The sequence below is a fragment of the Pseudoalteromonas sp. R86517 genome (genome assembly GCF_042466295.1).
Lineage (GTDB): Bacteria > Pseudomonadota > Gammaproteobacteria > Enterobacterales > Alteromonadaceae > Pseudoalteromonas > Pseudoalteromonas atlantica.
Genome location: NZ_JAXHCB010000001.1, coordinates 816,251 through 830,890, shown reverse-complemented (window position 1 = coordinate 830,890; position 14,640 = coordinate 816,251). Strand labels below are relative to the sequence as shown.

The 14,640-nt window shown below is 40.9% G+C and carries 11 protein-coding genes and 1 other RNA gene; 7 read left to right on the top strand and 5 right to left on the bottom strand.

The window, feature by feature from the left end:
• Positions 1-44: 44 nt before the first annotated feature.
• Entirely contained in the window at positions 45-1,259 is a 1,215-nt protein-coding gene (fabB, locus tag SJY38_RS03625; protein ID WP_004588393.1) for a beta-ketoacyl-ACP synthase I, read from the bottom strand.
• Between the two features lie 181 nt (positions 1,260-1,440).
• Between fabB and mnmC the strand changes: the two genes are divergently transcribed.
• The 4 genes from mnmC to SJY38_RS03605 all read left to right on the top strand — a co-directional run bounded on the left by mnmC (position 1,441) and on the right by SJY38_RS03605 (position 6,270).
• Entirely contained in the window at positions 1,441-3,450 is a 2,010-nt protein-coding gene (gene mnmC / locus SJY38_RS03620) for a bifunctional tRNA (5-methylaminomethyl-2-thiouridine)(34)-methyltransferase MnmD/FAD-dependent 5-carboxymethylaminomethyl-2-thiouridine(34) oxidoreductase MnmC (protein ID WP_377109295.1), read from the top strand.
• 268 nt (positions 3,451-3,718) lie between these two features.
• A complete protein-coding gene (locus SJY38_RS03615; protein ID WP_377109294.1) occupies positions 3,719-4,042 on the top strand; it encodes a hypothetical protein in 324 nt (107 codons plus the stop codon).
• A gap of 169 nt (positions 4,043-4,211) precedes the next feature.
• Complete coding sequence (locus SJY38_RS03610; RefSeq protein WP_377109293.1) at positions 4,212-4,847, top strand: NAD(P)-binding oxidoreductase; 636 nt, start codon at positions 4,212-4,214, stop codon at positions 4,845-4,847.
• A gap of 355 nt (positions 4,848-5,202) precedes the next feature.
• On the top strand, positions 5,203-6,270 hold the full coding sequence (locus SJY38_RS03605; protein ID WP_286744634.1) for a hypothetical protein: 1,068 nt from the start codon (positions 5,203-5,205) through the stop codon (positions 6,268-6,270).
• An 86-nt stretch (positions 6,271-6,356) separates the two neighbouring features.
• On the opposite strand, the gene ssrA is transcribed toward SJY38_RS03605, so the two are convergent.
• Positions 6,357-6,713: a transfer-messenger RNA gene (gene ssrA / locus SJY38_RS03600) on the bottom strand.
• 266 nt (positions 6,714-6,979) lie between these two features.
• Here ssrA and SJY38_RS03595 point away from each other — a divergent pair.
• The gene (locus tag SJY38_RS03595) at positions 6,980-8,605 is read left to right on the top strand and encodes a DUF342 domain-containing protein (protein WP_054983045.1); all 1,626 of its coding nucleotides are present in this window, start codon (positions 6,980-6,982) and stop codon (positions 8,603-8,605) included.
• Here SJY38_RS03595 and rnt read toward each other — a convergent pair.
• Positions 8,589-9,281 carry a ribonuclease T gene (gene rnt, locus SJY38_RS03590; RefSeq protein ID WP_029774102.1) on the bottom strand — a complete coding sequence of 231 codons (693 nt, stop codon included), beginning with the start codon at positions 9,279-9,281 and terminating at the stop codon, positions 8,589-8,591. The two genes, SJY38_RS03595 and rnt, sit on opposite strands and share 17 nt — an antisense overlap.
• Before the next feature lie 363 nt (positions 9,282-9,644).
• On the opposite strand from rnt, the gene SJY38_RS03585 reads away from it, so the two are divergent.
• Positions 9,645-10,523 carry an OmpA family protein gene (locus SJY38_RS03585; RefSeq protein ID WP_286744628.1) on the top strand — a complete coding sequence of 293 codons (879 nt, stop codon included), beginning with the start codon at positions 9,645-9,647 and terminating at the stop codon, positions 10,521-10,523.
• 13 nt (positions 10,524-10,536) lie between these two features.
• Here SJY38_RS03585 and SJY38_RS03580 read toward each other — a convergent pair whose 3' ends face one another.
• Positions 10,537-11,424, bottom strand: a complete 888-nt coding sequence (locus SJY38_RS03580) for a DMT family transporter (protein ID WP_377109292.1) — start codon at positions 11,422-11,424, stop codon at positions 10,537-10,539.
• A 206-nt stretch (positions 11,425-11,630) separates the two neighbouring features.
• On the opposite strand from SJY38_RS03580, the gene SJY38_RS03575 reads away from it, so the two are divergent.
• On the top strand, positions 11,631-12,833 hold the full coding sequence (locus SJY38_RS03575; protein WP_096041392.1) for an aromatic amino acid transport family protein: 1,203 nt from the start codon (positions 11,631-11,633) through the stop codon (positions 12,831-12,833).
• Positions 12,834-12,877: 44 nt separating this feature from the next.
• On the opposite strand, the gene ggt is transcribed toward SJY38_RS03575, so the two are convergent.
• Positions 12,878-14,551 carry a gamma-glutamyltransferase gene (gene ggt, locus SJY38_RS03570; protein ID WP_286744020.1) on the bottom strand — a complete coding sequence of 558 codons (1,674 nt, stop codon included), beginning with the start codon at positions 14,549-14,551 and terminating at the stop codon, positions 12,878-12,880.
• Positions 14,552-14,640 lie beyond the last annotated feature (89 nt).

The window sequence follows — 14,640 nt, the reverse complement described above, 5'->3', positions numbered from 1 at the left end:
GCCGAGCAATGCTCGGCTTTTAATCACTATAAAGAGAAAACGAATTAACCTTTATATTTGCTCATAACTAATGTGGCGTTTGTACCACCAAAACCAAAGCTATTAGACATAACAGTATTAAGCTGTGCATCACGGCGCTCAGTTACAATGTTAAGGCCTTGTGCTTGCTCATCTAGCTCATCTACGTTAATAGATGGCGCTACAAAGTCGTTTTCCATCATTAGAATTGAGAAAATAGCTTCGTGAACACCCGCAGCACCTAGTGCATGTCCCGTTAATGATTTAGTCGCACTAATAAGCGGCGAGTTACCACCAAATACTTCTTGAATAGCGCCTAGCTCTTTAACATCGCCTACTGGCGTAGATGTACCGTGCGTGTTTAAATAATCAATTGGTGTATCAACACCTTGCATTGCTTGGCGCATACAGCGTACTGCGCCTTCACCTGAAGGTGCTACCATGTCGTAGCCATCAGATGTAGCACCGTAGCCTACAATTTCTGCGTAAATATGTGCGCCACGAGCAAGTGCATGCTCAAGCTCTTCTACTACAACAATACCGCCACCAGCAGAAATAACAAAACCATCGCGGTTTGCATCGTACGTACGAGATGCTTTTTCTGGTGTTTCGTTATATTTGGTAGATAACGCGCCCATTGCGTCAAATTCCATTGCAAGAGTCCAGTGGAGCTCTTCACCACCACCGGCAAAAATAACATCTTGTTTGCCTAATTGAATTTGCTCAACAGCGTGGCCAATACAATGTGCAGATGTTGCACACGCAGAGCTTATAGAATAGTTAACGCCTTTAATTTTAAATGGCGTGGCTAAACAAGCCGATGTCGTGCTTGCCATCGTACGCGGAACCATATAAGGACCTACACGCTTTACGCCTTTTTCGCGCAAAATATCGGCCGCTTCTACTTGCCACTTTGAAGAGCCACCACCAGAGCCAACTAATAAACCCGTGCGCTCATTAGATACTTGCTCATCAGATAAGCCAGCATCTTCAATTGCTTGCTTCATAGAAATATAAGAGTAAGCAGCAGCATCACCCATAAAGCGCATTGCTTTACGGTCTACGTGTTCTTTAACATCAATATCAATTTTGCCCGATACATTACTACGTAAGTTGTAATCGGCAAATTCTTGGTTAAAAGCAATACCGCTTTTGCCCGCTTTTAGTGACTCTAATACTTCTTGTTTGTTATTACCGATGCTTGATACAACACCGATACCCGTAATTACGGCTCTTCTCATGGGTAATTCCCTTAGCTTGATACTAAATTACTGTGTATTTTACGCTGTTTTTAGGTGTTAAGTGGTCAGCTTTCTAGCGTACACCTGTACTCTGAATTTAATAGCTTATAAATAACGCCAGACTATTTCAAAGAAAACCCGTAAAATAATTAAAAAATACTGTCTAAAAATTTAATAAGTCATGATAAAAAACGCCCAAATACACTTTAATGAAGTAGGCACACCAGTAGCCGATAACTTTGACGATGTTTATTTTTCTAATGACGACGGCCTTGCTGAATCGCATTACGTGTTTTATCAACAAAACAATATACAGGCGCGGTTACAAAATCATGACCAAACGCATTTTGTTATTGCCGAAACCGGTTTTGGTACTGGTTTAAACTTTTTAAATGCATGGCAACACTTTAATGACCACCTTGCCAATCAACAAGTTCAAAATCAAGTAGACAAACGGGTTAAGCGATTGCATTTTATTTCGTTTGAAAAATACCCGCTTAATGCTGATGATCTAAAAAAAGCACTGCAAGCGTGGCCAACATTAAACAAGCTTAGTGATGAATTAATAACACATTACCCTATAAATTTAGGCGGCTGTCATCGCATAGAATTTAATAACGGCCAGGTTATTCTTGATTTGTATTTTGGCGACGTGCTTGATTCAATAAATGCAATGAGCTACCCGCAATCAGGGGTGGTCGATGCGTGGTTTTTAGATGGCTTTGCACCGAGTAAAAACCCTGACATGTGGCAACAAAGTGTGTTTAATGCCATGGTTGATATATCGCGCAAGCATGCAACACTTGCCACATTTACCGCTGCAGGCTTTGTACGCCGAGGCTTAATAGCTGCAGGCTTTAGCATGCAAAAAGCGAAAGGCTTTGGCCGTAAACGCGAAATGCTGATAGGCCAATTAGCACACGCTAATAGTGCACAGTCATCACCCCCATACTTTGAACAACCCCCTGCCAAGCTAGAGCATGTTGCTGTAATTGGCGGTGGGATTGCGAGTAGCTGTATTTTGCACAGTTTGGCTAAGCGTGGCATTAAAAGTAGCCTATTTTGCCAAGATGAAAAACCAGCTATGGGCGCTTCACATAACGTACAAGGCGCGGTTTACCCCCATCTGCAAGCTAAAAACTCACCTCATAGTGAATTATTTGCGCACAGTTTTTTATACGCTAAACGCAGTTACCAACAACTACTAAAAAACGGCTTTAATTTTGATTATAGCTGGTGCGGTGTACTGCAACATGCGGTAAAAAAGCCTCTTGCCGATAAACATCAAAACTTAGAACAAAAACAGTTATGGCCTCAAGCCTTAATGCGCAATGTAACTGTAGAGCAAGGAGATAAACTGGCGGGCGTAAAAACCGGCTACCCCGGCGTTTATTTTGAGCAAGGCGGTTGGGTAAACCCACCCCAGCTAGTTGAGGCAATGCTAAAAGCGGCCAATAGCCTTAATTCCGTTAATAGCTATTTTAATTGCCATATACAGCAGCTTACTAAAACCGATGCAGGCTGGTATTTAACCCACAAGCATACCCAATATGGCCCTTTTAGTGATGTAATAATATGTGCAGGTGAGCATAGCGATGCGTTTGAACAAACAAACGCATTACCTATTGTAGGGGTACGTGGTCAAGTATCGCATATTCAAGCGAGTGAACAATCTAAACAGCTTAAAACTGTGTTGTGCCATAAAGGTTATTTTACCCCCGCCTATTTAGGTAAACACTGTATGGGCGCTACATTTGAAAAAAACACAAAAAGTCGCGCCGTTACAGAAAAAGACAACCAGCTAAACCATGAGCAACTACTTAGCTTTTACCATCAAAGCGACTTTGCCACCACATTAGGTGACATTACCTGTGCCAAAGCAGCTGTGCGCTGCACGTTTATAGATCACTTACCAATGGCAGGACAATGGTGTGAGCAAAGCGATTACAGCACCGCCTTTGCTAATTTACGCCTAGGTAAACGCTATCAATACTCACCTCTATGCAAGCCACAACAAGGCTTACATATTTTTACCGGATTTGGAGCGCGCGCATTATGCAGCGCTCCGTTATTAAGCGAGCACTTTATTAGCACGTTAAATAATGAACCACGCCCACTCAGCGAACGTGTAAGCCAGGCCATTCACCCTGCGCGTTTTATAGTACGTGATTTAATACGAAATAAAATTTAAATGACATCATTCATTTTTTGCGTAAAATAATAACTATAAAAGGAATTTATACCAATCCGCTTAATTAAGTGATCAATTTTGAGGCTGAAAAACGTGTTGATGGCTAGGCAAAAAATTCACTCTTTAGTTGTTCTAAAATAGAATTTTTTAACACAGGTAACGACACGGTTAGCACCGCAAAATGATTAAGTATTATTGCGCAATGGTATTATATAACCAATGCGCACCATATGTATGAATGCGGATGGGTATCAATAAAAGGATAACAATGAAAGCTTTAACTTGTGCTGTAATATTACTCGCCGCTTTATCGTTTAACACATTTAGCCAAGACGTAACCGCCATCCCCTTACCTGAAGAATTCATCACCACCATGGATGTAACTGGCGAATACCCGCTGGTTAGAACAGGGTATTTAGCTGCTTCTATTGATGCTATTTCTAAATTTTATCAGCAGGCCCTTGGTGACCCCATTAACAGCAAAGGCGATAATAACTACCGTACCCTTTACTATAACTACCAAAACCATGCTGTTCGCATCAGTTTATACCATCATAATTATGTTACCGAAGTCAGCATAATGATTGAATAAACACAGTAAAAAGCGGCTAATTTTCATGCTCAGTTCAGACTCAATTTTTATTTACTTTTAAATAACCACTTTGTAGAGAAAAACAGCGTTTTACCCTTTAAAAACGAATGCCTACCCCAAGGTCTATTTGTACTAAATACCTTTACACTAAATTGAGAAGGAATTAATTATGAGTAAGACCCTAATTATTGGCGCTAGCGGACAAATTGGTAAAATGGCAACCAAGTTGCTTTTAAACAATGAGCAAAATGTATCTGCATTAGTGCGTGATAAAAGTAAGTTAGATGATTTAGATAGTCCATTTTTAACTATTGTGGAGCAAGATCTCGAAGGAGATTTTTCTGGTGCGCTAAAAGATTGCGATCAAGTTATTTTTGCTGCTGGCTCGGGCGGAAGTACAGGCAGCGATAAAACCGTGCTAATTGATTTATGGGCAGCCACCAAAGCAGCAACGTATGCTAAAGAGCATGGCGTAAAGCATTTTATTATGATTAGTTCTATTGGCGCTGACGATCCAGACTCAATTGAAAGCGACTTAAAACCTTACTTAGTTGCCAAACATATGGCCGATGAGCACCTTATCAACAGCGGCTTAAACTACACCATAGTGCGCCCAGGTGGGCTGACCGATGAAAGCGCCTCAATGAAAGTAACCACCGAGCGTCCAAACGATCGTTCTAAAGCTAAAATTAGCCGCGAAAACGTTGCCAATGCCCTATTACATATTGCTACTAACGCATTTAATAGCAACCGTGTTTTTGAACTATTTGACGGTGAAACGCCCATTAAAGCAGCCGTAAAATAAACACTCTAGTTGCCCTTTGTAAACCCCCTTGCAAAGGGCAACGTATTTAAATGCTAAATCGCACGCGCCCTCCCTTGCTTCACTATATTTATTAAATGTAAACAACACGTTTAAATCGCTTTATAAAAGCCTACACACCGCGTTCCTAATAAAACAACATGAAAAACAAGCACTTCCACTAAAACCACCACAAAACAATGCGTTAAAAACTCAACAGAGTAAATTTTGTTCAGGCTTTTTTACTAGTTTAATAAGGCTAAATACTAGAAACCCCTTATTTTATCTGGTAAATTAACAGCGTGTTAAAACAATAATAAAAATTCCTCAATGGAAGTTGCACGAATAAGGACATAGCGTGAGCGCCTCATTTAAAATTATTTTTAATGGTCAGTTACACCAAAATGCTGACATTAGTACCGTACAAGAGCAACTTTGTCAGTTTTTAAAAATTCCTCATAATGTCGCTGTAAAATTATTTGATGGCCGAGCCTACGCACTCGTCAAAGACCTATCGAGTATTGATGCCGTTAAAACAGAATCTAAACTAAAAAGTTTTGGTTTAATCACCAAAGTAGAACCGCACGCAAGTGTAAGGGCACCCCAAAGTGCCGCGGGTACTAAACTGGTTGTTGCTCACAATGAGCCTGCGGTAAAAAACATAGCTAATACAATAACCAGCATTAAAAAGTCCGGCATAAATAGCCCAACCGCCTTGCCCAAATTAGCACTGCAAAGCGCATTGTTTTTTTGTTATAGCTTATTATTCATCTGCCTTATTTGCTCAGCAGTAATAAGCTTTAACACACTCAAAATGAGTATGATAGACAGCTCATCAGCTTCGCCCTCAACAACATTAAATTACGTTCATTATAAGCAGTACTTAGCAAATCAAAAAAAGCACCCAGAAGTCACCTTGCCTAACACCCACAACACAGATGAGCTTAACCAAGGGGCGCAGCAAAAAATTGATAGCTATTTTGCTCGTTTTTCAACGCATATAAACAGTTACGCAAAAATTCTAAAGCAACCAAATATAAACAGCATGGGCGCAGAAAGGTTAAAGCAGCACCTACAAGAAATAGATGCGCTAGGCACTGAACATGTATTTTGGGAGCAATTAATTAACCTTGCTAAATCGCTTAATAACGACGCCCATGTAATGAGCAAGCTTGGTAATGATAACCCTGATAAAATTCAATGGATAAACGCCGTTGATTGGATAAGCCAAAGCTACATTAGGCAACAACAAAATAAGCCTGACGCTTTGCCCGTCACGCCTACAAACACACAACTCGCCAAGTCACCGATATTAGATTTAACTCTACTAATTAGCTTAATGTCGTTTTTAACGCTTATTATTATTAGTATTAAAATGAAAGTAAGGTCGATAAAAATGAAGCTAGCCGCTCCAAGCACAGAATAAATTAAAACCATAAAAAAACCGCCAATCTGATTGCTCAAATTGGCGGTTTTTTATGGTTTTTAAGTAACGAACTTAAATACCTGTATTGGTGGAGCTGGGGGGATTTGAACCCCCGTCCGAAAAGCCTCGACCGTCGGTACTACATGTTTAGTATTGTCATTTAATTAACCTTTAAATCCCGGACAAACACGGTAGATAAAGGCGAGGCCGCTTAGTTTTAACGCTTCAACCCCGGCCAGGGTTTCCGTCGCGATCAGGTGTTAGGGTGACACTCCAAAATCCAGTCCACAAGAATACATGGAAGGAGCGCTAGCCAGCCTAAGCTGCTAGAGAGTAGTTATCGTCGTTTGCGATTACTTTAAATTGCGGCTTTTTTACGAGGCAAACCGCACCTCGACATGCACCTCAGGCTTCTTGAATTCCGTCGAATCCTAATCAGCCCCTGAAATATGAATTTCTTTCAGTAAGGGCAGTATAACTGAGTAAACGACTGATACTCAAGGGGTGTGACACTTTTATTTTAGCTAACTGAATCAACTGAACAGTAAACAAGCACAAGTTTGTAAAAAAGCAAACAAATACTGAACATTTACTTAACATACCGGTCAAGTTGTGCTCAAATAAGGAGTTAAATTTTACACTAGCTATAAGGCTTTAGTAGTAAAAGTAATAATCATAATAACAGGCATATTACGTAGGGAATTTATAAATGTCGGTTTTTTTATTTAATGAACAAACGGGTGAGCTAGCGTTATCTGCACACCCTATTGATAATGGATTTCCGGTAACGAGTGCTCAACTTATTGAGCTGCTTGAACAGTCAGATTATTGCGAGTTTGAAGTACTCTCTGGCAATATTGGTAAGTTATTTTCACCGAGTAAAAATTATCAGCAAGAATCATTAGTAATTGCCAAAGCCACGGACGCGAGCATTGTTATTAACGTTGATGAAAAAAACATGGTTGCAGAGGCTACGCTTACCACGGCCAAAGGCGGCGCATTACTCTCAATGGAGGCAGCTCAAGCAGCTTTAGTTAAAGCCGGTGTAAAAAAAGGCATTAGCCCTCGCGCACTTGATACGTTTTTAGGTCAGCAGTTTTCTCACCCTGCAGGTACATCATACAGCGCTATTGTGGCTCATGGCCGAAACCCTAAAGAAGGTAGTGATGCGAGGTTTGTTCGCCTTTGCTCTACAGCGCAAGACCGCGTACTTAGCCCCCAAGCAAAAGAAGGTGGCAAGGTCGATATGAAAGACCTTGGCGCGATTATTACGGTAAAGCCCGGCACCCCTTTAATGCAGCGAGTAGCAGCTACTCCAGGTGAAGATGGCTATACGGTTTTTGGCGATATGATCAAGGCAACGCCTGGTAAAGAACATCAATTACAGCCCTTTGAAGGCACAAAAATAGACCCTAATAACCCAAACATGCTCATTGCCGATTGTAAAGGTGTCCCTGTGGCCTTACCTAGAGGCATGCGGGTTGACGATGTTTTGTGTTTTCATAATGTAGATGTAAGTACAGGCCACGTTGATTTTGATGGCAGTGTAATTATATCTGGTGATGTAAAAGATGGTATGCGGGTTAAAGCCAATGGCGATATTACTGTATTAGGGTTTGTAGAATCAGGCACGATTGAAAGCCAAAGCGCGGTAACTATTATGCTCGGCGCTATTGGCCGTAAGCGTGAAAATGAAGAAGCATTTACGTGTGAAATTTCTGCCCAGCGAACTATTTCTATTGGCTATGCCCAGTACTGTAATATTAAAAGTGCGCAAGATTTATTTATAGAACGCCAAGCATTGCATTGTAATTTAAGTGCAAGGCGCTTAATACGTGTGGGTAAAGCAGGTAACCCTCGCGGCAAAATAATTGGGGGGAATATTCTTGATGCTATGCGTATAGAAACAGGTGAGCTAGGTGCGCCGGCAGGGACTAAGACCCGTGTGTTTTTAGCTCAAAACTGGCATGAACTGCGCTCAAAGCAGTCTCAAATAATTGATTTTGAAAAAGTATTAGCAAGTAAAACATCTGCACTTAAACAAGCTAAAGAAAAAGCGATAAAAATTCCAGTTGCAGCTCAACGCCAACAGCTACTAGATAAAATTGCCGCTAATGAGCAGCATATAAAAACCCGCGCTATGCACGTACAACGTCAAAAAAGATTGGTGAAGCAAAAAATTTCTCAGCTATTGGCAACTAGCCGACTTAAAATTAACGAAATAATGCACCCAGGTGTGGAGCTTAAAATAGCAAAAGACACAAAACAGTTTTCGCGTATTTACCCACCCCACTTAGTAAAACTTTCTGAGGGAAAAATCACTCAGTCGTTTTAGTATCCTCTTCGGTGTTTTCAGTTTCTTGGGCGTCACTTTCAGGTAGTGGCGCTAGTGGCCAGCCCCCTAGTTCTTGCCAACGGTTTACTATTAAACAATATAGTTCTGCTGTGCGTTCTGTATCGTAAAGTGCCGAGTGTGCTTGGCTGTTATCAAACTCAATCCCCGCGGCTCTACATGCTTTAGCTAGTACCGTTTGCCCTAAAGCTAACCCTGCAAGCGAGGTTGTGTCGAAACTCACAAATGGATGAAATGGCGTACGCTTAATATTGTTACGCTCAATGGCTGCATTTAAAAAGCCATGATCAAAAGCGGCATTATGTGCCACTACAACTGAGCGTTGACACCCAGCAGCTTTTTGCGCTTTACGTACTGCTTTACAAATTTCTTTAATTGCTTCGTCTTCTGGTACAGCGCCGCGCAACGGGCTAAACGGATCTATGCCGTTAAATTCAATTGCGGCTTGTTCAATATTAGCGCCTTCAAAAGGCTCTACATGAAAATGAACGGTATGATCTATGCTGAGTAACCCTTCGTCATCCATTTTTAAAATTGATACGGCAATTTCAAGTAAGGCGTCGGTTTCTTTATTAAAGCCGGCGGTTTCTACATCAATAACAACAGGAAAAAAGCCGCGAAAGCGTTGTGCGAAAAGTGTTTGCTCAGTATTTGCCATAGTCTTCTTGGTTTATGAGGATAAGCTCACTATTATGTCAAAATTGGGGGCTACTCGGCTAGGGCTTTATAAATTATTTAATTAATATATTGTAGGCATGCTATTTGCTTTTAAATAACTGCTAATTGTATTGGCTGTTATTAATTCCCATCGCATTAAATTACGGATACTAGTATGGCGCCTAGAAAATAGCGCAATAACAAGGCGAAAATTATTTATAGCTTTGTTTTACATCAGTAAGTTTAACGCAGTGAGCGGGCTATTTAATACGATACGAAGATTATGTTTTTAATTAAGTTGGTATAGAGCCCTACTTTAGCCGTACGCCAAAATATTGGCTTAGTAGATTAACCGGAGCGTTTTATGAAGTGTAAGTTGTTTTTTATTAGCGTAAGCCTTGGCACCGCCTTGATGAGTTATTCATCGCAAGCGGCTATGCGCCAATACAGCGCAAATCAAGATAACTCCAATTGGGAAGTTTTAAAAACAACGCGCTTACAGTGCCAATTAAACCACGAAGTGCCCTACTACGGTGAGGCCATATTTAAGGCATCGGCTAGTAAAAACAAAAACCTAACTTTTAATCTAGATATGGTTGTGCGCCCCGACAATTACGATATAGCCGGTTTAAAGGCGGTGCCACCAGCATGGCGTTCAGGCCTGCCCGCGCGTGATATAACCACGATGAAGTTACTTAAAAAGTTTGATGGTGAGCTTGGTAATAAAACCGCATGGGAAATGCTAACTGAACTTGAAAAAGGGTTTCATCCTACCTTTTACTACCAAGACTGGCAAAATAGTGCCGACAAAATTGCCGTTGGTATTTCAAGCGTTAATTTTAAGCAAGCCTACTGGGCGTTTTTACAGTGCCGCGATGAGCTTTTACCATACAGCTTTGAAGATATTTCATTTACTGTAATGAACTACCAATCAAATAGCAGCAAGCTCACTAAAGAGTCGCAAAAGCGCTTAGATAAAATTGCTGAGTATTTAAAAAATGATACCAGTATTGAGTCTATAAGTATTGATTCGTATACCGATAGTTACGGTGGCCGTTGGAATAACTTAGATTTATCGCGTAAGCGTGCTAAAGCTATAAAAGATTATATGATCAGCTTAGGGGTTGATGAGGGCAAAGTAGAAACCACAGGCCTAGGTGAAAAACGTTTTGTTGATACTAACGAAAATATTTTAGGGCGAAATAAAAACCGTCGTTTAATTATTCAAATAGCAAAAATGTAACCGCCTTAAACTGCTAGCTACCGCTGCGCCGCTTTATGAGCTTATCGCCAAACTGAAAAAACGTTAGGCTCAAAAATATAATTATGGCTCCTATAATAAGCTCCTGACTTAAAGGCTCGTTATTAAGTAATGCGCCTAGCGCTAATGCAAAACTAGGTGTAATTAAACTACTTAATGCTACAGTACTGGCGTTTAACTTTTGTAATACATGAAAATACGCTAAAGCCCCTACAATCGAGCCAAAAATACCTAAATACGCAATACACCATAACGAGCGAGCACTCCAATAATCCATACTTATTTGCCCATCTACCAGCCACCACAACAGTCCAAATAAAGGAGTAACAAAAACCAGCGCTCCAAAAGTGGTTGCCATCGGATGAATAGCAATTTTTACACGTTTGATCATCACCCCACTGAGACTAAATAAAGTAACGGCCAATAACACATACATCAGCCCTATGCCCTGAGTTTGTGAGGCTTGTAGCTGGTTATAACTTACAAAATAAAGGCCTATTAATGCACAGCTCAGCGCTATTAATTTAATAGGGCTAAATTTAGGCTCATTAAGTAACCTTTGTGCTAAAAAGCCAGAGAGAATAGGCGCAAGGCCAAACACTAATGAAATAATACCTGAAGGTACTGTGGTAGCAGCCATGTAACTTAATGACATACCGCCAAAAATACCCAAACTGGAGTATGCATATAACGTGCACGCGTTTTTGCTCCAAGGTACACGAATATTGGCTATAGCAACAATTAACCCAGCAACAAATAAGCCTATAATCATGCGCATTAAAACGGCGAGGGTTGGTGCTACAGTTTCACTGCTCCATACAATACCTAAAGGCGTAGTACACCAAATAATGACAAGTAGTAAATAAGATAATTTAACTGGCACACGCCATTCCTTTGCACTGAGGAGGTAGAAACCCTATTAAAGTAAATTATACGCGCGAAAGTAATACGCAGTACATATATAAACGTCTAAATACAGCTGTAAATTCATAGTTACATTATTATTTACCGGCATTTATTACAAAACTATTTATGTTTTAAGTAACTAGTTATATCTTGAGTGCCTCTCACACATTTTAGGATAGTTAAGTGCTTAAAAATAAAACAATAGGCAGCATGTTAATTGTTGCAGGCACCACCATAGGCGCAGGTATGCTGGCATTGCCAATAGCCTCTGCAGGGCTTGGATTTAATACCGCGCTTGCACTGATAATAGCCAGCTGGTTACTGATGACCTACACCGCTTTATTAATGCTAGAGCTCCACCAATACGCCCCTAGAGATGCAACGTTAAACACCTTAGCAAAGCGCTGGTTAGGAAAGCGCGGCCAGTACGTAGCTAACTTTTCGATGATATTTTTGTTTTACGCCCTGTGCGCAGCCTATATAGCCGGGGGTGGCGCGCAGTTGCAGTCGCGTATTAGTAGTGATTTGAGCATAAACATAGCGCCACAAATTGCCTCTATTGTTTTAGCCATTGTAATAGGTAGCGTGGTTACTTTAGGCACCAGTAAAGTAGATAAACTTAACCGCGTGTTATTTACGATTAAAATTTTAGTACTAGGCAGCTTGTTTTATATGCTTACACCCTATGTACAAGGTAAGCACTTACTTGAAATGCCCGTTGAGCAAGGGCTGATTTTATCTGCCTTACCCGTTATTTTTACCTCATTTGGTTTTCATGGCTCTATTCCGTCAATTGTTAAGTATGTGGGGCTGGAAACAAAAGTATTGCGTAAGGTAATGATTGCAGGGGCTGCTTTACCTTTAGTGATTTATATTTTTTGGCAACTGCTTAGCCAAGGGATTATGCAGCAAAGTGATTTACTCAATAGTAATGGCTTAACAGGCTTTGTAGAGAGTGTGGCAAATATTGCGCATAATCCGCAGGTAACAAGCGCTGTTACACTGTTTGCCGACTTAGCATTGGCCACCTCTTTTTTAGGTGTTAGCTTAGGGTTATTTGATTTTTTTGCTGATGCATTTAATAAAGGCGACACCAAATCAGAAAGAATAAAAACCGCACTAATTACTTTTATTCCCCCTTTAGGGTTTGCGTTATTTTACCCTCAGGGATTTATAATGGCGCTAGGCTATGCAGCCATCGCCCTTGTGGTATTAGCAATATTTTTACCGGTTTCTATGGTGTATAAGCAGCGTAAATCGGGCCCTCAAACGGGATACCAAGTGCGAAGTGGTAATATGGGTTTAGCGGTGGCAGGGCTGTGCGGCGTTGTAATTATTGTCGCCCAATTTATGCAAATGTTGGGATTAGTACCCGCTATTGGTTAATAACAAAACTAACCCCTTTAGCTTAAAGGGGTTAGTTAAAAATGTTAAAATACCCGAGACTCACCACGGCCTGTAGCCTGAGAAGCTGCTTGTAACTCACCGTCTTTATTTACAATAACCTGCAAATCGCCAAAACGGCGCTCATTCAGTGTGTAGCCCATTTTTATAAGTTCAGCTTGAGTGTTTTCACTGAGCCCTGCGTGTGTTCTGATTACGTTTTTAGGCCATAACTGATGATGAAACCGCGTGCTATTAACAATATCGTTGGCGCCCATGTTAAATTCAACCGCATTTAAAATAGATTGATACACCGAGCTAATAATTGTTGTGCCCCCAGGCGAGCCTGTGACCATTTTAACGCTGTTGTTTTTGAGCAGTATGGTTGGCGACATTGAGCTAAGCATACGCTTTTGTGGCTGAATTTCATTGGCTTTACCGCCGAGCGCACCAAAGGCGTTCATTACCCCAGGTTTAGCGCTAAAGTCGTCCATTTCGTCATTTAATATAAAGCCTGCCCCTTCAACCACAACGCCACTACCAAAGCTTAAATTAATCGTTGTGGTATTGGCCACCGCATTACCCATTTTATCAATAATAGAAAAATGCGTGGTTTGCTCACTTTCTTTGAGGCCTGGTTTAATGTTTTCGGTCGTTGAAATAGCTGTTAAAGAAATATCTTTACTGCGCGCTTTTAGGTAATCAATATGAGTAAGCTCAGTCACTGGTACATCAAAAAAGTCCGGATCGCCCAAGTACTCTGCTCTATCGGCAAACACACGTTTACCTATTTCAGCAAGTAAATGTACGTATTGAGTAGAGTTATGTACCAGCCCCATTTCACTTTTTTTAAGCTCAAACATTTTTAGCCACTGCAAAATAGCAATTCCGCCAGAGCTTGGCGGTGGAGAGGTTAATACTTCATAACCGTTCCAGTTAGCTTTAATCGGCGTGCGCGACACAGCCGTGTAATTAGCCAAATCAGTTTGGTTAATAATGCCACCGTGCTGGTGCATAAAGTTGGCAATAATGCGGGCCGTTTCGCCTTTATAAAACCCGTCTTGACCGTTATCTCTTATGCGCTTTAAAGTAGCGGCTAGCTCAGGCTGTTTAAAAACCCGATTTGCTTTTATATCTGCAAAATAGTGTTTAAAATTTACATTTATATTTTGTTTGTCTAAATGAGCAATGTATTGTGCGACCCCCTGAGCCAATTTGGGCGGCACTTTAAAGCCTTGCTCTGCTAAGGTAACCGCAGGCTGTACTAATGTTTGCCATTTTAAGGTGCCGTGTTTTTGATGCGCCAGCCACATACCGGCTACGCTCCCTGGTACACCACTTGCGTGAATACCATAAATTGACTTGTTTTTAATTACATCGCCCTTGGCATCTAAATACATATCTCTGTGCGCTGCTTGGGGAGCCGTTTCCCGATAATCTATAAAGTCGCCTTTCCCCTCTTTTTGTATAAGCATAAAGCCTCCCCCGCCAATATTTCCGGCTTCGGGAAGCGTTACCGCTAATACAAATTGCGCAGCAATAGCCGCATCAACGGCATTTCCACCTTGCTCTAAAATAGCTTGTGCTGTATCTGCACTAAACGAGTCAGGCATTGCGACAGCGCTTTTAGTAACTTGCTCTGCCTGCACGCTAAATATACAAAATTGTGCAATCAACACACTCTTAACAATGAGCCGGCTTGGTCGAAAAAATAACCCCATAAAACATCCTTACTTTATTATTTGAATCTCGCTTGGCTCATTTATGCATACCATAGAATGTTAGGTCAATGTTTATACAAGTAATTTTT